Here is a 23950-nt window from a genome sequence, read left to right as displayed (position 1 = left end):
TTTGTATATATAAGGGAGGTATAAATAAGTGAAGAGTGCTTATGACATGGAAGATAAAGAAGTTTTAGATCGACTAGCAAATATGCATATTAACTTTTCTACCGATGAAGAATTCAAACGATATCATAATGCAATGCAAATGCATGATATGAACTACCTTAGATACACTTTAGAAAATGCGTTATCAGCATGCGATAGTACACGCGCTATTTAAATAATGAAAGATAAGATAAGTCTTTAACAAGGCTTATTTTATTTTGGATTCATCTTCCAATATACTTCCCGTGATTGAGCATGTTATTTTAAGATAACTAATGTATAAACAGCTCTGTTTATTGTTTTGAGCCAATCCATACATGTTTAAGAATGCAATAAAATATAACATGCGATGTTTTAATTTAAAAATACTGAATATTAAATGATTAAGTGATATACTATTCAAGGTGAGAGTTAAGCTAGTAACTTAAAGAAGGTGTAAGCATGTTATATTTAGTATTTTCTATAGTAGTAGCTTTTTTAATGGGTATTGGCGTTATTTTTGTAAGAATGAAAGCACAAGAATACCCAGTAAATGAAAAGAAAATCATTCTACCTCCTTTCTTCATGGCAACAGGTGCACTTATGTATGTGGTACCTTACTTTAGATTAACAGGTATTGAAATCATAGAATGTATTATATTAGGTGTTCTTTTTTCAACAGTATTGATATGGACATCTAAATTTGAAACACAGGGTAGTGAAATATATATGAAGCGTTCCAAAGCTTTTCCTATCATTTTAATTTCGCTATTACTAATTAGAACTATAATCAAAATATTTGTTAGTAATCAAATTGATCCAGGGGAAATTGCTGGTATGTTCTTCTTACTTGCATTTTGCATGATTGTACCATGGAGATTAGCCATGTTATATAAATATAAAAAAATTAAAAGAACTTTAATACATTGAGTTTGAAATAACTACATCCCAGAAATTGAATATATTTGGTATTAAGAGGCTGCTAAATTTCCTTGTTTCGTAGGGGTTAAGTAGCCTATTTTTTTATCATGAAACTATACTTGTGTGATAATGAGGCATATTGTAATATAAAAGCGAACAAAGGTTCTTACAGGAGTGGTAATATGAAAGTGATACATACAGCAGATTGGCACTTAGGCAAAATTTTGAATGGAAAATCATTGCTTGAAGACCAATCTTATATATTAGAATCATTTATAAAAGCAATGGTAGATGAACAACCTGATGTGATTGTAATTGCAGGTGATTTATATGATACAAGTTACCCTAACAAAGAAGCAATTCAATTATTAGAAAGTACAATAAATACATTAAATTTAGAAATGAATATGCCACTAATTATGATTAATGGCAACCATGACAGTAAAGAAAGACTCAATTATGGTTCAAAATGGTTTGAGAAATCTCAACTTTATATTCGGACTTCGCTTGAAGATATGGCAAGTCCTGTTTCAATAGGGAATATTGATTTTTATACTTTACCATTTTCTACAGTTAATGAAACAAGCTATTTCTTTGGTGATAAAATGATTGAAACGCATCAGCAAGCTTTATCGAAATCCATTGAATATATGACGCAGCATTTGGATCGAGATAAGACGAATATGTTAGTAGGTCACCTTACTGTCCAAGGCGGAATTAGAACTGAATCTGAGAGACCATTAACAATTGGTACAGTTGAATCAGTTGAAGAAAGTTCATTTCAACGTTTCGATCAAGTATTGTTAGGTCATCTACATCATCCTTTTAGTATCAATTCTAATTTTGTACATTACAGTGGCTCATTATTACAATATTCTTTTTCAGAATCTACACAACCAAAAGGTTACAGAGTAATTGAAATAATTGATAATGAAATTAAAAGTAAATTTAGACCTTTAACCCCTTTAAGGCAATTGGAGGTAGTTGAAGGAAATTATGATGATGCAATCCAAGAAAAACTAGAGATAAAAGACAAATATAACTACTTACATTTCAAGCTGAAGCATATGTCACATGTCAGTGATCCAATGATGCATTTAAAACAAATTTATCCTAATACATTAGCGCTTACAAACAAAACTTTTGAGTTTAATACACCCATTCATCACGAAAACATTGAAATTCAAAAATTAGATGATGAAACAATTATTAATAAATTTTATGAAAATATTACGAATGAAACTTTAACTAGTGTTCAAAATAAAAAAATCGGTAAAGTATTAAACGAATTACTTGAAGGAGGCCAAACTCATTGAGACCTTTAACATTAAAGCTAAAAAACTTTGGTCCTTTCTTGGATGAAACTATTGATTTTCAACAAGTTAATGACGACCAGTTGTTTTTAATTAGTGGGAAGACGGGTTCTGGGAAAACAATGATATTTGATGCTATTGTATTTGCATTGTTCGGAGAAGCATCCACTAAAGATAGAAGTGAGAGTGATTTACGAAGTCATTTTGCAGACGGTAAAACACCAATGTCTGTAGAATTTGAATTTAAATTAAGAAACACAATTTTTAAAATTAATCGCCAAGGTTCATTTATAAAAGAAGGAAATAAAAATAAAACGCTCGGTCAACTTGCTATATACCAATTGGAAGATGTATTTGAATTACGAGAAAGCAAAGTAAATGCTGGTAACCAATTTATTAAAGCATTATTGGGAGTCAATACTGAACAGTTTAGACAACTGTTTATCTTGCCTCAAGGTGAGTTTAAACGATTTTTATTATCTAAAAGTATAGAGAAGCAAGAAATATTAAGAACGCTTTTTAATAGTCAAAGATTCGAAGAAATACAAGCAATGCTAAATGATGACGTAAAAAAAGTAAGAATACAAATTGAAAAGCGATATCACGCGCTTGAGACAGATTGGGAAGATTTAGAAACGTTTAATATGGACACTTTAAATGAATATAAAGCAATAAATGCAAGACAGACTAATAAAATTAAATCTGTATTACCAGAATTTAAAATAATAGGTGAGACTATTCAAAATGATTTAATTGCTAAAAGAGATAAATGTAAAGAAACATTTGAAAAGATTGAGCGCCAATTAAATACCAATCTAAAACTTCAAGAAGCGATGACAAACCTTGAACAAAAACAAACAGAGTACAATAAATTGTTATCAGAAGAAAATAATATCCAAAATCAAATGAAACTGTTAAAAGAGATTAATGAAGTAAGACCTTTAGCAAATTTATTTGATACTAAAGAAAAATTACTAAAAAAGCATGACGAAATAAAAGTAAATATTTCAAAAAAAGCGGCTTACATAGCAAATTTAAACGAACAATTAGAAAAAAATAAAAAACAATTCAAAAATCACCAATCTTTAACTCAATCTATAGAAAAATCTAAGATATTTATAGAAAACTGCAAATTATTTTATAACAAGTATGATAAATATAAAACTGCATACTTAAAAATTGGAAGTTTAAAAAATGAATATACAAAACTTGAAGATGATTATAAAAAAGAAAAGAAGCAGCTTAATACTTATATAGCGCAATTAAACGGGAGGGAACCCGATTATAAAAAAATTGAACAACTCAATGAAAAAATACACAAATTGGATAACGATATTAAAACATATAAGCAAAATGAACAACACAAAAATGAATATCTTAAATTACAAGAAAAAAAAGCTGACAAAACAGCTAGAAAAAAACAAATTGATGTTAACTTAAGCACAGTGGAAGAGGGATATCAAAAGATTGATAAAACAAATATTGATTTAAATAATAAACAAGAAATTATCTCGAAAATACAAGCAGCAATTGCTCAAGGAGACACGTGTCCTGTTTGTGGAAATGAAGTTCATACATTAGAAACACATATAGATTTTGATGAACTCACAACAAGACATGAGAAAATAGCCGAACTGGAACAAAAACATACAGATTTAAAAGAACAAAAAATTAAATTGGATAGTGAAATCCATTATATACTTGAGCAGTTAAATAAATTTAATCTGGACGAGTTAGAAAAAACCAATTATAAAGCACTTGAACAATGTATGAGGGAAGTTTCAAAAACTAAAATACAATTAGAAACCGAAAACGAAACAATTACAAAGCTTAAAGACAAAGTAATGACATTAAACCAAAAAATTCATGAATTTGAACTAAATCTCAAAACGAAGCAATTTGAATTAGATGAATTTATAAACGCTATCAATGATTTTGAAAGCGCCACAGCATATACAAACGTTGACACATTTATCAAGGCTTATGAAAAGGAATTAGGGAAAATAAATGATTACCAAAAAACATATGAATGCTTAGAACAACAGATTCAAAAAGACAGTAATAAATTATCGTTAGAGCTAAATGATCAAGATCATCTTAAAACGACATTAGAGAGTTTAAATAGGGACATTGAAGATTCCAATAACAAAATTGATGAAGAAATGAACAGAATTGGCTTTTCATCACTTAAGCAAGTAGAGCATACTATAAATGAAGTGCCAAACAAATCCAAAATCGAATTAGAAATAAATAAATACAATCAAGAAAAACAACATCTTGAAATTGTTATTGCACAGCTAAAATCAGAAATTGACAACAAAGCATTGCAAGATATTTCAGAGTTGAAATCATCACATGAACAAGCAAAGCATAAATTAGACTACGCAAGTTCAATATTGAGTCAACATCATTACAAATTAGAGTTCAATCAAAAGAAAATAGAACAAATCAATAAAATTATTGATAATCTGGACAAAGAACTCCAAGAACAACAAGAGATTTTCCAATTAGCAGAAATTTTATCAGGCAAAAATGAACAAAAATTAACTTTAGAAAACTTTGTTTTAATATATTATTTGGAGCGTATATTAGCGCACGCCAACCAAAGATTATCATTAATGACTGGACAAAGATATCAATTGGTACGAAGAGAACAAACCTCCAAAGGATACAGTGGTTTAGAAATAGATGTTTTTGACTCGCATTCTAATAAAAAAAGACATATCACTTCTTTATCAGGAGGGGAAACGTTCCAAGCTTCTCTTGCATTAGCTTTAGGGCTTAGTGAAGTAGTACAACAAGAATCAGGGGGGATTGCTTTAGATTCTATGTTTATTGATGAAGGATTCGGTACATTAGATCAAGAAACACTTGAAACAGCTTTAGATACGCTGTTAAGTCTGAAATCTTCTGGGAGAATGGTGGGTATTATATCTCATGTGAGTGAATTAAAACAGCGTATTCCGCTTATTTTAGAAGTGAAAACAGAACAGTATCAAAGTACAACCCGCTTTAAAAAGCAATAAAATGTTTAAAAAATAGCTGATAATCTCTGGCTCGTCAGCGCGTTTTATGTCATTAAATTAATTAAAATCCCTTATCCATGATAGTGTTGTTGCTAAAATGGATAAGGGATTTGGAATGTTTTGACTCTAAAATTTAAATAATATCGCTGTGTAAAATTAATTTTTTTCGCGTAATAAATCGCGAATTTCTGTTAGTAACACTGTGTTTTCTTCGATTTCCTCTTCTTCTTGTTTAATTAAAGTGTTCGCAATTTTAACAAAAATAAATAATGCAAAGGCAATAATAATAAAGTCTATAATTGATTGCACGAACATACCATATTTAATCCCCATAAAAGACCAACTCTTGGCGAAGTCAACTGTACCAAATATTAAACCAATTAAAGGCATAATAATGTATGAAACTAAAGCGGTTACAATTTTGTTGAAAGCTGCCCCCATAACTACAGCTACTGCTAAATCTAGAACATTACCTTTTAACGCAAATTCTTTGAATTCTTGTAGCATATTAATTACCTCTCTTAATTTAATATAAAAGTTATTATACAATATTTAATAAATTAAGAAAATACTTTTTGAAAGTGAATTTGATATTAACATAGATGTTTGTTATTCTTATGAATGATTAAACTAAAATATAGAAAAGTAATTAATTTTTCCAATTTTCTTTTTTGATTTAAAAACTTAATATAATATGAAAGGGAGTAATTTATTGTGAATTCTTCTGAAAATCAACCGAATGGTAAGAAGATATCGCCTGTTTTTATCTATAGCGCAATTATTACTGGTATAGTTGTTTTAATTGGTGCAATAGTTCCGGAACAATTTGACACTGTTACAAATACAATAAAACTATGGATCACTGACAAATTAGGTTGGTATTATTTAATTCTTACGACATTTATTGTTTTCTTCTGTGTTTTCCTAATATTTAGTCCTATCGGTAAGTTAAAGCTAGGTAAACCAAATGATAAACCGGAATTTAATACAGTGTCTTGGTTTGCGATGCTGTTTAGTGCCGGTATGGGAATTGGTCTTGTATTCTATGGTGCTGCTGAGCCTATGGCAGATTTTGCTGCGCCTCCAAATGCAGATCCTAAAACTACTGCCGCGTATACTGAAGCGTTACGTTCAACATTTTTCCACTGGGGCTTTCATGCGTGGTCAATCTATGGTGTAGTTGCCCTAGCGCTTGCATATGCACAGTTTAGGAAAGGTGAACCAGGACTGATATCTAGAACATTACGCCCTATTTTAGGTAATAAAGTAGAAGGCCCAATTGGGACAGTAATCGATGTGTTAGCAGTATTTGCTACAGTTGTCGGTGTTGCTGTGTCCTTAGGTATGGGCGCACTACAAATTAACGGTGGCTTAAATTACTTATTCGGTATTCCAAATACTATTTGGGTACAAGCAATTATTATTGTAGTAGTTACAATACTGTTTATTATGAGTGCATGGTCTGGATTAAGTCGAGGTATTCAGTATTTAAGTAACTTAAATATTAGTTTAGGTGCAATATTAATGATTGCAGCTTTAATCATTGGACCAACGATTTTGATTTTAAATATGATGACAAGCTCAACAGGTAGCTTATTAAATTCATTCTTATTTAATACATTTGACACGGCTGCCCAAAACCCTCAAAAACGTGAGTGGATGTCTAGTTGGACGCTTTACTATTGGGGTTGGTGGTTAAGCTGGAGTCCGTTCGTTGGTATATTTATCGCACGTGTTTCTAAAGGACGTTCAGTGCGTGAATTTATCGCAGGTGTACTTTTAGTACCTGCTTTAGTAAGTTTTGTATGGTTTAGTGTATTTGGTGTTCTAGGTATTGAAACAGGTAAAAAGAATCCTGAATTATTCAATATGACAGCTGAAACACAACTATTTGGTGTATTTAATGAGATACCATTTGGCATTGTTTTATCATTAATTGCGCTTGTTTTAATCGCTTCATTTTTTATTACTTCTGCAGACTCTGCAACGTTTGTGTTAGGTATGCAAACCTCGTTTGGTTCATTAGAACCATCAAATGTTGTTAAAGTAACTTGGGGTATTGCGCAATCACTAATTGCATTTGTATTACTATTTGCAGGTGGCGGCAATGGCGCTGACGCATTAAATGCAATTCAAAGTGCGGCCATTATTAGTGCGTTACCATTCTCTTTTGTAGTAATAATGATGATGACTTCATTCTACAAAGATGCCAATAAAGAACGTAAATTCTTAGGTTTAACATTGACGCCTAATAAGCATAGACTTCAAGACTATGTACAATATCAACAAGAGGATTTTGAAGATGAAATGATTAATAGAAGAGCGCCTCTAAGAGATACGGAAAAATCCAAGAAATAAAGTTATATCTAAAGAAAGTGGGACAGAAAACATTTTTTTAAATGTGATTGCTGTCCCACTTTTTGCTTTTATAAATATGTTTATAAACCAAGACAATGTCCTTATTAAAAACAATGATAATCATTCTCATTTAATAATATTAACTTATTACACGAAACACTTACGATAAGTTTTACTTATACATACTGATTGTAAATTCAAATCTAAATTATAGATGTTTATAATAGTAGGTAGTTGTTTTAAGTTACATATAATTATACAATTTAATTAACGGCATATAATTACTAAAAATTTCAAGGGGGATTTATATGGCTTCTAATTTAAAACAGCAAGCGAAAAAGTCGTTCGAGCTAAATGGAAAATCATACACATATTATGATTTAAATACTTTAGAAGAACAAGGGTTAACTAAAGTATCAAAATTGCCATATTCGATTAGAGTATTATTAGAATCTGAATTAAGACAAGAAGATGGATTTGTTATTTCTGAAGAACACATCAAAGCGTTGTCTGAATTCAATAAAGGTACAGAGGGTGAAGTACCTTTTAAGCCATCACGTGTTATTTTACAAGACTTCACTGGTGTTCCTGCAGTAGTTGACCTAGCGTCATTACGTAAAGCTATGAATGATGTTGGGGGAGACTTAAACAAGATTAACCCAGAAGTGCCAGTAGATTTAGTTATTGACCATTCAGTTCAAGTCGATAGCTATGCAAATCCAGATGCACTAGAAAGAAACATGCAATTAGAATTTGAAAGAAACTATGAACGTTATCAATTTTTAAATTGGGCTACAAAAGCATTTGATAATTACAGTGCGGTACCACCAGCAACTGGTATCGTCCACCAAGTTAACTTAGAGTATCTTGCTAATGTGGTCCATGCACGTGAAGTTGACGGTGAAATAGTGGCTTTCCCTGATACATTAGTTGGAACTGACTCTCACACAACTATGATTAACGGCTTAGGCGTATTAGGTTGGGGTGTTGGTGGTATTGAAGCAGAAGCCGGAATGCTTGGTCAACCATCTTATTTCCCAATTCCTGAAGTAATTGGTGTTAGATTATCTAATGCGTTACCACAAGGGGCAACTGCAACTGATTTAGCATTACGTGTTACTCAAGAATTACGTAAAAAAGGTGTTGTCGGCAAGTTTGTAGAATTCTTTGGTCCAGGTGTAGAACATTTACCATTAGCTGATAGAGCAACAATTGCAAACATGGCCCCTGAGTATGGTGCAACTTGCGGTTTCTTCCCAGTAGATGAAGAATCTTTAAAATATTTACGCTTAACTGGTCGTTCAGAAGAACAAATTGAATTAGTTAAAAAATATTTAGAAGAAAATAGCATGTTCTTTACTGCGGATAAAGATGAACCAGAATACTCTGACGTAGTCGAATTAGATTTATCTACAGTTGAAGCTTCACTATCAGGTCCAAAACGTCCACAAGACTTAATCTTCTTAAGTGATATGAAAGAAGAATTTGAAAAATCTGTTACTGCGCCAGCGGGTAACCAAGGGCATGGTTTTGACGAAAGTGAATTTGATAAGACAGCAACCATTGAATTTAAAGATGGATCTACAACGCAAATGACGACTGGTGATTTAGCAATTGCTGCGATTACATCTTGTACGAACACATCAAACCCATATGTTATGTTAGGTGCTGGGTTAGTAGCGAAAAATGCAATTGAAAAAGGCTTGAAAGTACCTGAATACGTTAAGACTTCATTAGCGCCTGGTTCAAAAGTTGTTACAGGGTATTTAAGAGATTCTGGATTACAAGCATATTTAGATGAACTTGGGTTTAACTTAGTAGGTTATGGTTGTACAACGTGTATTGGTAACTCGGGTCCGCTATTAGAAGAAATCGAAAAAGCGATTGCTGAAGAAGACTTACTTGTAACTTCTGTTTTATCAGGTAACCGTAACTTTGAAGGACGTATTCATCCACTAGTTAAGGCGAACTATCTTGCTTCTCCTCAATTAGTAGTTGCTTACGCACTTGCAGGTACGGTTGATATTGATTTGCAAAATGAACCTTTAGGTAAAGGTGAAGACGGAGAAGATATCTACTTAAAAGATATCTGGCCATCAATTAAAGAAGTAGCTGACACTGTAGATAGTGTCGTTACGCCTAAATTATTCAAAGAAGAGTATGAAACTGTTTACAACAATAATGAAATGTGGAACGAAATTGACGTGACAGATCAACCGTTATATGACTTTGATCCAGAATCAACATATATCCAGAACCCGTCATTCTTCCAAAATTTATCAAAAGAACCAGAAGCGATTAAATCATTAAATAATTTACGTGTTATGGGCAAATTTGGCGACTCAGTTACGACTGATCACATTTCTCCAGCAGGTGCTATCGGTAAGGATACGCCAGCAGGTAAATATTTATTAGATCATGGCGTACCGATTCGTCAATTTAACTCATACGGTTCTCGTCGTGGTAACCACGAAGTAATGGTACGTGGTACATTTGCGAATATTCGTATTAAAAACGAATTAGCACCAGGTACTGAAGGTGGTTTTACAACTTACTGGCCAACTGGTGAACAAATGCCTATATATGATGCAGCTATGAAATATAAAGAAGATGGTACTGGATTAGTAGTGCTAGCTGGTAACGATTATGGTATGGGTTCTTCACGTGATTGGGCTGCTAAAGGTACAAATTTATTAGGTGTTAAAACGGTTATCGCTCAAAGCTATGAACGTATTCACCGCTCGAACTTAGTTATGATGGGTGTCTTACCATTACAATTTAAAGATGGTGATTCATCAGAGAGCTTAGGATTAGATGGTACAGAAATTATTTCTGTAGATATCGATGAAAATGTAAAACCGCATGATTTAGTAAAAGTAACTGCTAAAAAAGAAAACGGTGAAGTCATTGATTTTGAAGCAATTGCGCGTTTCGATTCACATGTAGAAATTGATTATTATCGTCACGGCGGTATTTTACAACTGGTATTAAGAAATAAATTAGCAAACGAATAAATGATTTGCTATTGATTCAAATAAATAAGTGAGGCTAGTATATAAAATAGTTTAGCTTCACGGATGACTGAATAGTAAATGGTTGGGATGAGAAACAATTAAATTAATATTTGGTCGTTTATAAGGATGCGTAGCTCTTATGCTAGGACTAAGCGCTTATATTCTTTTCCAATCATTCTTACCGGGTGGGCAATGAAATCATTTTAGAAAATGTGATTTCTGTTCCACCCCTTTTTTATGTTATTATTTATATAGTATGATATGAACAATTGAAAAGAGGACGTTTATAATGATTTATAGTATGACAGAAATTCCTTCACGCTATGCTGAAACTGATCAAATGGGTGTGATATATCACGGTAATTATCCTACTTGGTTTGAAGTAGCACGAACAGATTATATTTCAAAATTAGGTTTTAGTTACAAAGATATGGAAGATTCAGGCATCATTTCACCAGTTACAGATTTAAATATTAAGTACATTAAAACAATTCAGTATCCAGAAACAGTGAAGATTAAAACGTGGGTCGAAAAATATACACGCTTAAGATCTATATATTATTATGAAGTATATAATAATGATGGAGAACTAGCTACTACTGGCTCTACAGTGTTAACTTGTATACGAAAAGATAACTTTAAGCCTATTCGATTAGATAAGTATTTTCCTGAATGGCATGCAGTATATTCAGAAGTAGAAAAGCGAAATAAAGCAGGAGAAGATTTAGAGGTTGTGAATGGTTTATCATAGTTAAAATAAGTATATGAATTGTGCATGAATATACATAAATTTTACGGGAGTGTATTTTGGGGATGTACACTAATACTTATAACACTAAAAAATTTATACAAATCAACAAAAAGGAGGCCGGACATAGATAACGTCTTGACCTCGCATACTATATAGACAGTAGACGACTAGAGCTGAAATATAAAAGCGGAACAGAAATCCCAAATATGATTTCTGTTCCGCTTCTTTTTTAAGTATATAATTCATATATATGATTAATAAACTGTGTTGAGTTTATTTTAGCTATTAAAATTATTTAGCACTGTAAGAAATTTCATCCACGCTATCACTGATGTCTATGAATAAATCATGGTCTTCAAAATACCATAAATCCTTTTCTGCAATTACTACATCTAAACCATCAAAATGATTTTCGTAACCAATTTCTACATCGTCTTTTTGATCAACACTGAATGCAGGGCTAAATCCTTGTTTTAATTGGAATTCTCCACCATAGCGAACGAAAAATTGTAAGACTTTGTTATCTTCAGGTAAATCAAGTTCATCTTTAAACCAAGATACAGCGTTATCTGAAAGTTTTATATCCATAATAAAAGTCCCCTCTCATTTCACAAGTTATAGCTTGTGACAATTGGTTACTAATTTAAAAAATTAGTATTATTTGTATTACCCAATTTTGAGTAATAATAAAAGTAGTATAACATATTTAATCTTAATTTTCTTTAAAACAAATTGATTTATTATTACGCATTTACAGCTATAATGATGATTTAAAAAAGAGCGGAACAAAAATCCAATCTCATCATAAGACTTCCTTGTTCCGCTCAGATATTGGCTTCTCAATTTAAAAAGTGCGATATTAGCATATTTTCAAATGAGTTGTTTCTAATTAATATTATATTTTTAGACTGAGACATTGGTTGATGTCCCAGCCTAAGTAATATTTTGTTACTATTTACTTATTGATTGCTCGTGACACGTGTAATAGTTACATCCATTTAATTTTAGGCTCTTCACCTTTAAAAATTCTAACAATATTTGTGCGATGTCTGAATATTAATAACACACCCACAGCCATACTCACCACAAGGAGAATATAATCTCGAATAAGTAACGCACCAATTACGCAACAGATTGACGCGATAATACTTGATAGTGATACATATTTCGTTAAATATAATATACCAAAGAAAATTGCTGCTAATATGATTAATAAGATAGGGTTGATTCCAAGTATAACGCCGGCACTGGTTGCAACTGCTTTTCCCCCTTTAAACCCAAGATAAATCGGGTAAACATGACCTAGAATCGCAAATGCCCCTACGATGAGTCCATTTGTAAAAAATGTACTAATAGCACCGTCTGCATGAACTGGAAGCCATAGTGGGAAGAATACAACGATAAACCCTTTAAATATATCTAAAAAAGTAACTAGGAACCCTGCTGGTTTACCTAATACTCTAAAGCTATTCGTCGCTCCAGTGTTCCCACTACCGAATTGTCTAATATCCTTTTTGAAAAATAACTTACCTATTACATAGCCACTTGGGAAAGCACCAATGAGATAACTTAGTATTAACATGATAATTATCATCACCATACATAATCCACATCCTTTAATGACATTAGAATTATTTTACCACATAAGACCATAGTTAGACGAATAAAATTTATAAGAGTAGTAAAACACGGTTCGATTATAAATTTGATACTTGCAATTTATCAAGATTTATATAAGAATAACTAATGTATAGTTTTAAAAACGAACGTACGTTTGTAGGAGGGCGAAACGATTGGCAATGAATAAACAAAATAATTATTCGGATGATTCCATTCAGGTTCTTGAAGGGTTAGAAGCCGTAAGAAAGAGACCCGGTATGTATATTGGGTCTACTGATAAACGTGGTTTACATCATTTAGTATATGAAGTTGTCGATAATTCCGTCGATGAAGTATTAAACGGCTTTGGTAGTGAAATTTTAGTTACGATAAACAAAGATGAGAGTATCACTATAGAAGATGATGGACGTGGTATGCCAACAGGTATTCATACGTCAGGGAAACCTACAGTCCAAGTTATATTTACAATACTTCACGCAGGCGGAAAATTTGGACAAGGTGGATATAAAACGTCTGGTGGTCTACATGGTGTGGGTGCATCAGTAGTAAACGCATTAAGTGAATGGCTGGAAGTAGAAATTTATAGAGATGGCGCTATCTATAAGCAGAAATTTAGCCATGGTGGCTTACCAGCTACAGGCCTGGAAAAACTAGGAAAAACTAAAAAAACTGGTACTAAAGTAACTTTTAAACCAGACGCTGAGATTTTCAAGTCAGCCACATCTTTTAACTACGATGTCCTTAGTGAACGTTTACAAGAATCTGCATTTTTACTTAAAAATTTAAGAATAACGCTTAAAGATTTAAGAGCGGGCAAAGAAAGAGAAGATGTATTCCATTATGAAGATGGGATTAAAGAGTTTGTAAGCTATGTCAATGAAGGTAAAGAAGTATTACATGATGTGGCCAATTTTGCGGGAAATGCGAATGACATAGAAGTAGAAGTAGCATTTCAATATAATGACCAATATTCAGAAAGTCTTTTAAGTTTTGTTAACAATGTACGTACTAAAGATGGTGGTACACACGAAGTTGGTTTCAAAACAGCAATGACACGTGTCTTTAATGACTACGCAAGACGTATAAATGAATTAAAAGAAAAAGATAAAAACTTAGATGGAAATGATATTAGAGAAGGTTTGACAGCTATTATTTCAATTCGTATTCCAGAAGAGTTGTTACAATTCGAAGGTCAAACTAAATCTAAATTGGGTACACCAGAAGCAAGAAGTGCTGTAGATTCTGTTGTATCTGAAAAATTGCCATATTACCTTGAAGAAAAGGGGCAATTATCTAAAACCCTCGTTAAAAAAGCATTGAAAGCCCAACAAGCAAGAGAAGCAGCTCGTAAAGCAAGGGAAGATGCACGTTCGGGTAAAAAAAATAAGCGTAAAGATACATTGTTATCAGGAAAGTTAACGCCAGCACAAAGTAAAAATACAGAGAAAAAAGAACTTTATTTGGTAGAGGGGGATTCAGCTGGTGGCTCTGCTAAATTAGGTCGTGACCGTAAATATCAAGCAATTTTACCACTTAGAGGTAAAGTGATTAATACTGAGAAAGCACGTTTAGAAGATATATTTAAAAATGAAGAAATCAATACAATTATTCATACTATTGGCGCTGGTGTCGGTAATGAATTTAAAATAGAAGATAGCAATTATAATAGAGTTATTATTATGACAGATGCCGATACAGATGGCGCTCATATCCAAGTATTACTATTAACTTTTTTCTTTAAATATATGAAACCTTTAGTAGAAGCTGGGAAAGTGTTTATAGCTTTACCACCGTTATATAAACTAGAAAAAGGTAAAGGGGCTTCTAAAAAAATAGAGTATGCTTGGACAGATGAAGAATTAGAAAAACTTCAAAAGAAATTAGGTAAAGGATTTAGTTTACAGCGTTATAAAGGTTTAGGAGAAATGAACGCGGATCAATTATGGGAAACGACAATGAACCCAGAGACAAGAACGCTTATTCGAGTTCAAGTTGATGATGAATTGCGTTCATCTAAACGTGTAACAACATTAATGGGAGATAAAGTAGCTCCTAGACGTGAATGGATTGAAAAACATGTTGAATTTGGACTTCAAGAAGATCAAAGTATTTTAGATAATAATGAAATTCAAATACTAGAACAGGATTATTCCGATGAGGAGGAAATAAATTGAGTGAAATAATTCAAGATTTGTCGCTAGAAGATGTTATTGGCGATCGATTTGGTAGATATAGTAAATATATCATTCAAGAGCGTGCACTGCCAGACGTTCGTGATGGTCTCAAACCTGTTCAAAGACGTATTTTATACGCAATGTATTCCAGCGGTAATACATTTGATAAAAACTTCCGTAAAAGTGCGAAAACGGTTGGTGACGTTATCGGACAATATCACCCTCATGGTGACACGTCAGTTTACGATGCAATGGTCCGTCTGAGTCAAGATTGGAAATTACGCCATGTATTGATAGAAATGCAAGGTAATAATGGTAGTATAGATAACGATCCAGCAGCAGCGATGCGTTATACTGAAGCGAAATTAAGCAGGATTTCTGAAGAATTATTAAGGGATATCAACAAAGACACAGTGCCATTTATGCCGAACTATGATGATACAACTATGGAACCAATGGTTTTACCAGCACGCTTGCCGCATTTGTTAATCAATGGAAGTACAGGTATTTCTTCAGGGTACGCTACTGATATACCGCCACATAACCTAGCTGAAGTGATACAAGCCACTTTAAAATTTATTGACAATCCTAATATCACAGTAAGTCAATTAATGAAATATATTAAAGGCCCTGATTTTCCAACAGGTGGTATTATTCAAGGGATAGATGGTATCAAGAAAGCGTATGAGTCTGGAAAAGGTAAAATTGTAGTTCGTTCAAAAGTAAACGTTGAAGAATTGCGAAACGGTAGAAAAGAATTAATTGTCACAGAGTTACCATACGAAGTTAATAAAAGTGCGCTCGTTAAAAAAATGGATGAGTTACGTGCAGATAAAAAAGTTGATGGTATTGTAGAAGTCCGTGACGAAACTGATCGTACTGGTTTACGTATTGCTATTGAATTAAAGAAAGATGTTAACAGCGAAGCGGTTGCGAATTATTTGTACAAAAATACAGATTTACAAGTTTCATATAACTTTAATATGGTTGCAATTAGTGAAGGTAGACCAGTACTTATGGGTGTACGTCAGTTTATAGATAGTTATCTTAATCATCAAATTGATGTGGTGACGAAGCGTACGCGTTTTGAGTTAGATAATGCAGAAAGTAGAATGCATATTGTAGAAGGTCTAATGAAAGCACTATCTATTTTAGACCAAGTGATTAAACTTATTAGAAATTCTAAAAACAAAAAAGACGCTAAAGACAATTTAGTAGCTGAATTTGATTTCACAGAAGCACAAGCTGAAGCAATTGTAACATTGCAATTATATCGTTTGACGAATACGGATATCGTGCAATTACAAGAAGAACATGATGAATTAAAGGCTAAAATAGCGTATTTAAAAAATATATTAGATAATCACGATGCTTTATTAAATGTTATCAAAGACGAATTAAATGAAATTAAGAATAAATATAAACAAAAACGCTTATCTTCAATTGAAGCAGAAATCAGTGAAATTAAAATTGATAAAGAAGTTATGGTACCAAGTGAGAATGTGATGGTGAGCATTACAAAACATGGTTATATTAAACGAACTTCTTTACGTAGTTTTAACGCAAGCGGTGTAGAAGAACTTGGGGTTAAAGATGGCGATATGATGCTTAAATATCAAGAAGCTAACACGTTAGATACCGCGTTAGTGTTCACTAATAAAGGTAGATACCTTTATATACCAGTGCATAAACTTTCAGAAATTAAGTGGAAAGATTTAGGGCAACACGTTTCACAAATCGTCCCAATAGACGAAGATGAACATGTCATTGATGCTTTCTGCGAAAGTGATTTCAAGCCCGAAGCATTTTATATTTTAGCTACACGCAATGGCATGATTAAGAAAAGTAATGTTTCTATGTTCAAAACATCACGTTATAATAAGCCGTTAGTGTCCATGAAATTAAAAGGTGATGATGAAATCATAGACGTAATGAGAATAGAAGACGCCCAAATACTTACTGCTATAACATATAAAGGTATGTCATTAACTTATAATAGCGATGAGTTATCAGACACTGGTCTTAGAGCAGCTGGGGTGAAATCTATCAACCTTAAAGATGAAGATTATGTCGTGTTAACGCAAGTTATTAATGAACGTAGTTCTATATTAATGGCGACGCAACGTGGATCATTAAAACGTATAGGATTTAAAGTATTACAACAAGCGAAACGTGCACAACGTGGTATTACACTTTTAAAAGAACTTAAAAAATTACCACATCGTATCGTCGCAGCTCATATAATTCATCCTGATGATACGACTTATACCATAACTTCTAAACGACACGAAGAAAGTGGCAATATCAAAGACATTCATTTATCAGAACAATATACAAATGGTAGTTTTATCGTCGATGTAAAAGAATTTGGTGAAGTGGAAAACTTAATCATCAAATAAGGTAATTTTAAAATTTCTGTTAGTAAATACAACAATATAATGATAAAATACCATTAAGTTGCCATAAAAATAAAACAAGAGATTTATAGTAACGTGAAATAGTGTTGCACAAAGCTTTACGATTTGTACTTAACTTATTCATTCATTTTCCTGTGTACATAAATAATTTATCGTTTTCTGTGCACAGAACATATGCTATAAATCTCTTGATTTTATTATAAAAATTTATTTGATAGATGAGAGGGATTAAATTGAGCAATTTTGATAGTTTGATTCCGGATTGGTTCAAAACGTTTGTTCAAGTCGGAAATGATTTAATCTGGTCACAATATTTAATTGGACTTTTAATTACAGCTGGTATATTTTTTACTATTGGTTCTAAATTCGTACAATTAAGATGGATACCAGAAATGTTTCGAGCGATTGGAGAAAAACCTGAAACATTAGATAATGGAAAAAAAGGTATTGCGCCATTTCAAGCGTTTGCAATAAGTGCTGGTTCTCGTGTTGGTACTGGTAATATTGCAGGTGTTGCCACTGCGATTGTGTTAGGTGGACCTGGTGCTGTGTTTTGGATGTGGGTCATTGCATTTATTGGGGCAGCGAGTGCCTTTATCGAAGCAACCTTAGCACAAGTATATAAAGTACCTGATGAAGATGGCGGGTTTCGTGGTGGACCGGCATATTACATAACTAAAGGACTCAACCAAAAATGGTTAGGTATCGTCTTTGCAGTATTAATTACTGTAACGTTTGCATTTGTGTTTAATACAGTGCAATCTAATACCATTGCTGAGTCATTAAAAACGCAATATAATATAAGTCCTATAGTGACGGGTATTATATTAGCTATTGTTACAGCGATTATTATATTTGGCGGTGTTAGAAGTATCGCGACATTATCATCAATCATTGTGCCAGTTATGGCAATTGTTTATATTGGTTTAGTTGCTGTCATTTTAATACTTAACTATGATCAAATTATCCCGATGATTGGAACAATCATTAAAAGTGCATTTGGATTTGAACAAGTAACTGGAGGCGCTGTTGGTGCAGCAATTCTTCAAGGTATTAAACGTGGTTTGTTCTCAAACGAAGCTGGTATGGGTTCGGCACCTAACGCCGCTGCCACAGCTGCTGCGCCTCACCCAGTTAAACAAGGGTTAATTCAATCATTAGGTGTATTCTTTGATACTATGCTAGTGTGTACCGCTACGGCAATTATGATTTTACTATATACAGGATTAGAATTTGGTGAAAATGCAGCACAAGGTGTGGCAGTAACACAATCAGCACTAAATGAACATTTAGGTAATGCAGGGGGTATTTTCTTAACAATTGCAATTACTTTATTTGCTTTTTCTTCTGTTATTGGTAACTATTATTATGGCCAATCTAATATGGAATTCTTATGGAAAAATAAATCGGTGTTATTCATTTTTAGATGTTTAGTGGTAGTACTTGTATTTGTAGGATCAGTGGTTAAAACTGAAACTGTATGGGGTACAGCAGATGTGTTTATGGGTCTAATGGCAATTGTCAACTTAGTTGCTATTATTGGTTTGTCTAATATAGCTTTCGCAGTAATGAACGACTATCAACGTCAACGTAAAGCAGGCAAAAAACCTGTGTTTAAACCTGAAGAGTTGGAAATTAATTTATTCGGCATCGAGAGTTGGGGCATGAAAAAGAAATAATTCATGTATCATATTTGAATGTGCGTAAAACTATTTTCTTAATGCATTTATTGTATGTTTGTGAAATTTTATCCATATATGAGCAGTAATATGAAATCCGTAGTACTTTATGATTTCGTATTACTGCTTTTTTGAATACTTAAATATTTGCTTATTTTTCTCAATCATTTAAAATAAAGCAATGCATTTATAAAATACTTTATAGTTTTTACGCTTATTAAGAATATGATTAGTTGTAAATCAAATGTGACAAAATATATATGTTTGAAAAATGTACATTGTGTTATGATTAAAATTAGTTATTTTAAATATGGAACTACATGTATAGAGGTATAAAGATACATAGTTTCATCATTATGTTCTAAATGATTTGTATATTTTGAAAAAATTTAAGGTATGGTGATTTTATGTCGAATGAAGAGCAATTAAAGCAAGATAATCATTCAAAAAAAAGAAAATTGAATTTAAGTTTTCCTGAATCGCGTTTTATGAAATTTATAGGTGGAAAAGATTTAGCCTTTGCCTTACTTATATTAATATTTATCGGTTGTGCAATTTTTATTTTTGACCAAGTTTCTTATATTTTCAAACCATTTATTATTGTTTTTAATACGATTATCGCACCAATCATAGTATCTATTATTTTATATTACTTATTTAATCCCTTAGTGAATTTAATGGAACGCTATAATATTTCAAGGCTTTGGGGAGTTATTATATTATTTTTAGTTATTGTTGGTGTCATTGCACTAGCTATTAATTTATTAATACCAGTAATCGGAGCACAGTTTAAAAGTTTTGGGAATAATTTTCCGTATTATGTTGATAAAGTAAATAAATTTATTGATAGTGTAACGAAGTATTCTTTAATTTCTAATTTTTATGTTCAAATACAAGATCAGTTAGATTCATTAGCTAAAAAGCTACCTTCGATGGTTTCTGATTACTTTAACGGTTTTGGTTCTAAAGTTAAAAATTTTGCTGAGGCTTTAGTTAATGTTGGCGTTGTTATTGCAACAACACCTTTTGTTTTATTCTTTATGTTAAAAGACGGTCACCGCTTTAAAGAATTTTCAACAAATTTAATGCCGCCTAAGTTTAGAAAAGATTTTCATGACTTATTAGATAAAATGAGTATCCAAGTTGGTTCTTATATCCAAGGTCAAATTATCGTGTCATTTTGTATTGGTATTTTATTATTTATTGGATATAGCATCATCGGTTTAGATTACAGTTTAATTTTAGCTTCAATTGCTGCTGTAACAAGTGTAGTACCGTACATCGGCCCAACGATCGCGATATCTCCAGCTATTATTATTGCTTTAATTACGTCACCATTCATGTTATTAAAATTAGTAATTGTATGGACAGCAGTTCAATTTATTGAAGGTCACTTTATTTCCCCAAATATTATGGGCAAAACATTAAAAATTCATCCACTTACGATTATTTTTATCTTATTAAGTGCAGGTAATTTATTAGGTATAGTTGGTGTTATTTTAGGTATACCTGCGTATGCAATATTAAAAGTACTTGTATCTCATTTATATACAATGTATAAACGTCGCTATAACAAATATTATGGTGATGATGCAGGCGAGTACGAAATCACTTCGGATGAAGAAATACGTTAAGTTAAAATTAAGAAAATATTTGAAAAAGAACTGCATTGGAAATCTCAATTTCCAATGCAGTTTTGTCGTTTTTAAATCACAGTATCAAAGTACTTTTATTAAAGATGTGTTGCTATAAGTATATATGTTAAAACTAACAATATTGTAATATGTATTTGCTATATAAATTATTTATTAAAAATAAGAATCGTGCTATATTTTAAATAATATATGAATATAGAAAAGTGATGTGAACACATGTCAAAGCAATCAAGAAATAAAGTATTGTCTATTTTGAAAGTAATCTTTGCAATTTCATTATTTATTTTTGTTGTATTTACTTTATATAGAGAGTTAGCTCATATCAATTTGAAAGAAACGATATACGCTATTAGAGATCTTAATAGTGTTTGGTTGATCGTGCTATTTTTGAGTGGCGGTACGGCTATACTTATATTATCTATGTATGATGTGATTTTAGCTAGATCATTAAATCTGAAGGTTTCATTACCTAAGGCTATTCGCATTGGCTATATTGTCAATGCTTTAAATGCTGTATTAGGGTTTGGTGGTGTTATCGGGGCTAGTGTAAGATTTATTTTGTATAAAGATACTGCTGAAGATAAAAAAGAGTTATTGCATTCTATTTCTGTTGTTTTAATATCTATGTTGACCGGTTTAAGTATGCTCTCAATATTAGTAGTATTTCATGTGTTTGATGTGAAGCACATATTTAATCCGTTTCCTTGGATTAAATGGGTAATGTATATTGCTGCCTTGTTTTTACCTATATTTATAATTTCTACAATTATAAGACCAGTAAACAAAAAGCATAAATTGATAGGTTTATATTGTACAATTGTCTCTAGCATTGAATGGATTATCGCGGCATTAGTATTATATATGTCATTATATACTGTTGGTGTTCAAGTGAACTTATCTGTGTTTATAGGTATATTTGTCATTAGCGCACTGTCAGGGCTAATCAGTTTTATACCTGGAGGGTTTGGTACGTTTGATTTGGTCGTATTATTAGGATTAAAAAGTTTAAACGTTCCAGAAGAGAAAATTGTCTTAGCGTTATTACTTTATAGATTAGTGTATTATCTGTTTCCAGTATTAATTGCATTAATTTTAGCAACTTTTGAATTCCGAGATACAGCTAAACGTTATTGGGATGATTCTAAATTGATGGTTCCTATTAAAGATATGTCTTCATTATTAGCGTCATATCAAAAAGATATTTTAGCAAGAATACCAGCATTTTCGATTGCGATATTACTTACGTTTACAAGTCTATTGTTTTTCTTCAATAATATTACAATTATTTATGATGGACTATATAGTGATTATCATGCCATTTACTATATCACTGTCTCTATTCACACATGTGCTTGTTTATTATTATTATTAAACGTTATAGGCGTTTACTATTTATCCAAAAGAGCCATTTTGTTTTCTATTATTTCAATCATTATTATATTCTGTGTAACGGTTTATACGTATCCTTCTTTAATATTACTAGGTTGGTTAACAACTATGTTCATTATGTTAGTCGTATTTTATAAAAGGTCACGTGTTATTAAACGCCAATTTAGATATACTAAGTTATTGGTCAGTTTATTAATAGGGGCATTCGTTTTATTTGTGAATCACAATATTATAAGAAGTACATTTTATACTTTGGATATTTATCACTTAGAAATGGACTCATCAATATTAAGGTATTACTTTTGGTTTACGATTATCACAGTAGTCATTATTGTGAGTGTGATTGTATGGTGGTTTGAAGCGAAGTTTAAATCTTCAAGCAATGATGAGGGTTTAGCACAATGTAAAACCATTATTGATAATTATGGCGGTAATTACTTAAGTCACCTCATATATAGCGGCGATAAAAAGTTTTTCTTTAATGATACTAAAGATGCGTTCGTGATGTATCAGCGTAAGCGCAACACATATATTGTTTTAGGAGACCCAATTGGAAATGCTACATCGTTTCATAAGTTGCTTGAAAAATTATATAGTGAAGCGCACTATTTAGGCTATGATATCATTTTCTATCAAGTTACTGATAGATATATGTCTATTTATCATGATTTTGGGAATCAATTTTTCAAATTAGGTGAAGAAGCGCTCATAGACTTATCAGCTTTTACTATTTCAGGCAAAAAAAAGCGTGGCTTACGAGCTACATTAAATAAGTTAGAGGACTCAGGTTGTACATTTGAAATACTAGATCCTCCATTTTCGCAAGCGTTTTTAGATGAATTAAAACAAATAAGTGACGATTGGTTAGTTGGATCAACAGAAATGCAATTTTCTGTTGGTAATTTTGATGAGCATTATCTTTCCCAGGCACCTATAGCAATGATTAAAGATATGGACGGTGCTATACTTGGCTTCTGTACTTTTATGCCTACAAATTATAACGCAACGCTTTCTGTTGATTTAATACGTTGGAAATCAGATGTAACATTGCCTTTGATGGATAGTTTATATATTCATATGTTGTTGTGGTCTAAAAACAATAATTATAAATATTTTAATATGGGTATGGCCACATTATCTAATGTAGGTAAAGTTCCGTTTTCATTCTTTGGTGAAAGACTGGCTGGCAGAATTTTTGAACATTTTAATGGTTTATATAGATTTCAAGGATTAAGACGTTATAAAGAGAAATTTAATCCTAGCTGGCAACCGAGATTTTTAGTCTATCGTAAAAGACATTCACTATGGCTCAGTATGATAAAAGTTATGCGTGTAATTAGAAAAAAAGAATAAAATAAAAACAACCAACGCATCCCGTTAATGATGGTTGGTTGTTTTTAGGAGTTATAGTTTTTAATGGTTTTGGTAGTTAACGCCGGAGAAGTTATTAACTACTTTAATAAACTAACTATATTACTTTCTAAATATCATTTGATCCTAACTATATATGAATTTCTCTTTACCCTCTGTTTAAGGTATATATATATAATAGCATCAACAGAAAACGCTTTCAATAGTGTGATTCGATATTATTTGAATAATAATTGACATTTTA

General features: G+C 31.9%; 15 protein-coding genes. 12 read left to right on the top strand and 3 right to left on the bottom strand.

Annotation, left to right across the window (positions count from 1 at the left end; all coding sequences use genetic code 11):
* The first annotated feature begins 28 nt into the window (after positions 1-28).
* The 4 genes from IEU88_RS05565 to sbcC all read left to right on the top strand — a co-directional run bounded on the left by IEU88_RS05565 (position 29) and on the right by sbcC (position 5278).
* Complete coding sequence (locus IEU88_RS05565) at positions 29-214, top strand: hypothetical protein (RefSeq protein ID WP_096809903.1); 186 nt, start codon at positions 29-31, stop codon at positions 212-214.
* Between the two features lie 266 nt (positions 215-480).
* On the top strand, positions 481-948 hold the full coding sequence (locus tag IEU88_RS05560) for a CcdC family protein (RefSeq protein ID WP_103373544.1): 468 nt from the start codon (positions 481-483) through the stop codon (positions 946-948).
* Positions 949-1121: 173 nt separating this feature from the next.
* Entirely contained in the window at positions 1122-2255 is a 1134-nt protein-coding gene (gene sbcD, locus IEU88_RS05555) for an exonuclease subunit SbcD (RefSeq protein ID WP_103373543.1), read from the top strand.
* Positions 2252-5278, top strand: coding sequence for an exonuclease subunit SbcC (gene sbcC / locus IEU88_RS05550; RefSeq protein ID WP_115359565.1), 3027 nt, complete (start codon positions 2252-2254; stop codon positions 5276-5278). Before sbcD ends, sbcC begins: the two co-directional genes overlap by 4 nt.
* Positions 5279-5434: 156 nt before the next feature.
* Here the strand turns inward: sbcC and mscL are convergent, their stop codons facing one another.
* Positions 5435-5785 carry a large conductance mechanosensitive channel protein MscL gene (mscL, locus tag IEU88_RS05545; RefSeq protein ID WP_096809895.1) on the bottom strand — a complete coding sequence of 117 codons (351 nt, stop codon included), beginning with the start codon at positions 5783-5785 and terminating at the stop codon, positions 5435-5437.
* Positions 5786-5992: 207 nt separating this feature from the next.
* Here mscL and IEU88_RS05540 point away from each other — a divergent pair, with 207 nt between their 5' ends.
* The 3 genes from IEU88_RS05540 to menI all read left to right on the top strand — a co-directional run bounded on the left by IEU88_RS05540 (position 5993) and on the right by menI (position 11401).
* Positions 5993-7636, top strand: a complete 1644-nt coding sequence (locus tag IEU88_RS05540; protein WP_318270804.1) for a BCCT family transporter — start codon at positions 5993-5995, stop codon at positions 7634-7636.
* Positions 7637-7944: 308 nt separating this feature from the next.
* Positions 7945-10650: an aconitate hydratase AcnA gene (gene acnA / locus IEU88_RS05535; protein ID WP_096809892.1), complete on the top strand. Its 2706-nt coding sequence runs from the start codon at positions 7945-7947 to the stop codon at positions 10648-10650.
* 289 nt (positions 10651-10939) lie between these two features.
* Complete coding sequence (gene menI / locus IEU88_RS05530) at positions 10940-11401, top strand: 1,4-dihydroxy-2-naphthoyl-CoA hydrolase MenI (protein WP_096809889.1); 462 nt, start codon at positions 10940-10942, stop codon at positions 11399-11401.
* Between the two features lie 291 nt (positions 11402-11692).
* Here menI and IEU88_RS05525 read toward each other — a convergent pair whose 3' ends face one another.
* Both IEU88_RS05525 and plsY read right to left on the bottom strand, forming a co-directional pair.
* Positions 11693-11989, bottom strand: a complete 297-nt coding sequence (locus IEU88_RS05525; RefSeq protein ID WP_096809887.1) for a HesB/YadR/YfhF family protein — start codon at positions 11987-11989, stop codon at positions 11693-11695.
* A gap of 400 nt (positions 11990-12389) precedes the next feature.
* On the bottom strand, positions 12390-12998 hold the full coding sequence (gene plsY, locus IEU88_RS05520) for a glycerol-3-phosphate 1-O-acyltransferase PlsY (RefSeq protein WP_096811216.1): 609 nt from the start codon (positions 12996-12998) through the stop codon (positions 12390-12392).
* A 202-nt stretch (positions 12999-13200) separates the two neighbouring features.
* Here plsY and parE point away from each other — a divergent pair, with 202 nt between their 5' ends.
* The 5 genes from parE (at position 13201) to mprF (ending at position 23688) form a co-directional block, all read left to right on the top strand.
* Positions 13201-15195, top strand: coding sequence for a DNA topoisomerase IV subunit B (gene parE / locus IEU88_RS05515; RefSeq protein WP_170006944.1), 1995 nt, complete (start codon positions 13201-13203; stop codon positions 15193-15195).
* Entirely contained in the window at positions 15192-17594 is a 2403-nt protein-coding gene (gene parC, locus IEU88_RS05510) for a DNA topoisomerase IV subunit A (protein WP_103373614.1), read from the top strand. Before parE ends, parC begins: the two co-directional genes overlap by 4 nt.
* Before the next feature lie 251 nt (positions 17595-17845).
* Entirely contained in the window at positions 17846-19291 is a 1446-nt protein-coding gene (alsT, locus tag IEU88_RS05505) for a glutamine transporter AlsT (protein WP_096809881.1), read from the top strand.
* A gap of 407 nt (positions 19292-19698) precedes the next feature.
* Positions 19699-20925: an AI-2E family transporter gene (locus tag IEU88_RS05500; protein ID WP_096809879.1), complete on the top strand. Its 1227-nt coding sequence runs from the start codon at positions 19699-19701 to the stop codon at positions 20923-20925.
* 237 nt (positions 20926-21162) lie between these two features.
* Positions 21163-23688 carry a bifunctional lysylphosphatidylglycerol flippase/synthetase MprF gene (gene mprF / locus IEU88_RS05495; RefSeq protein ID WP_103373555.1) on the top strand — a complete coding sequence of 842 codons (2526 nt, stop codon included), beginning with the start codon at positions 21163-21165 and terminating at the stop codon, positions 23686-23688.
* The last annotated feature ends 262 nt before the right edge of the window (positions 23689-23950 follow it).

Source organism: Staphylococcus nepalensis, from assembly GCF_014635045.1.
Classification (GTDB): Bacteria; Bacillota; Bacilli; order Staphylococcales; family Staphylococcaceae; genus Staphylococcus; species Staphylococcus nepalensis.
This window is presented reverse-complemented; position numbering and strand designations above follow the sequence as displayed.

Excerpts from the sequence above, each read along its gene's own strand:
- IEU88_RS05560 (WP_103373544.1), top strand. The coding sequence starts at position 481 with ATGTTATATTTAGTATTTTCTATAGTAGTAGCTTTTTTAATGGGTATT.
- sbcD (WP_103373543.1), top strand. The coding sequence starts at position 1,122 with ATGAAAGTGATACATACAGCAGATTGGCACTTAGGCAAAATTTTGAAT.
- mscL (WP_096809895.1), bottom strand. The coding sequence starts at position 5,785 with ATGCTACAAGAATTCAAAGAATTTGCGTTAAAAGGTAATGTTCTAGAT.
- acnA (WP_096809892.1), top strand. The coding sequence starts at position 7,945 with ATGGCTTCTAATTTAAAACAGCAAGCGAAAAAGTCGTTCGAGCTAAAT.
- menI (WP_096809889.1), top strand. The coding sequence starts at position 10,940 with ATGATTTATAGTATGACAGAAATTCCTTCACGCTATGCTGAAACTGAT.
- IEU88_RS05525 (WP_096809887.1), bottom strand. The coding sequence starts at position 11,989 with ATGGATATAAAACTTTCAGATAACGCTGTATCTTGGTTTAAAGATGAA.
- parE (WP_170006944.1), top strand. The coding sequence starts at position 13,201 with ATGAATAAACAAAATAATTATTCGGATGATTCCATTCAGGTTCTTGAA.
- IEU88_RS05500 (WP_096809879.1), top strand. The coding sequence starts at position 19,699 with ATGTCGAATGAAGAGCAATTAAAGCAAGATAATCATTCAAAAAAAAGA.
- mprF (WP_103373555.1), top strand. The coding sequence starts at position 21,163 with ATGTCAAAGCAATCAAGAAATAAAGTATTGTCTATTTTGAAAGTAATC.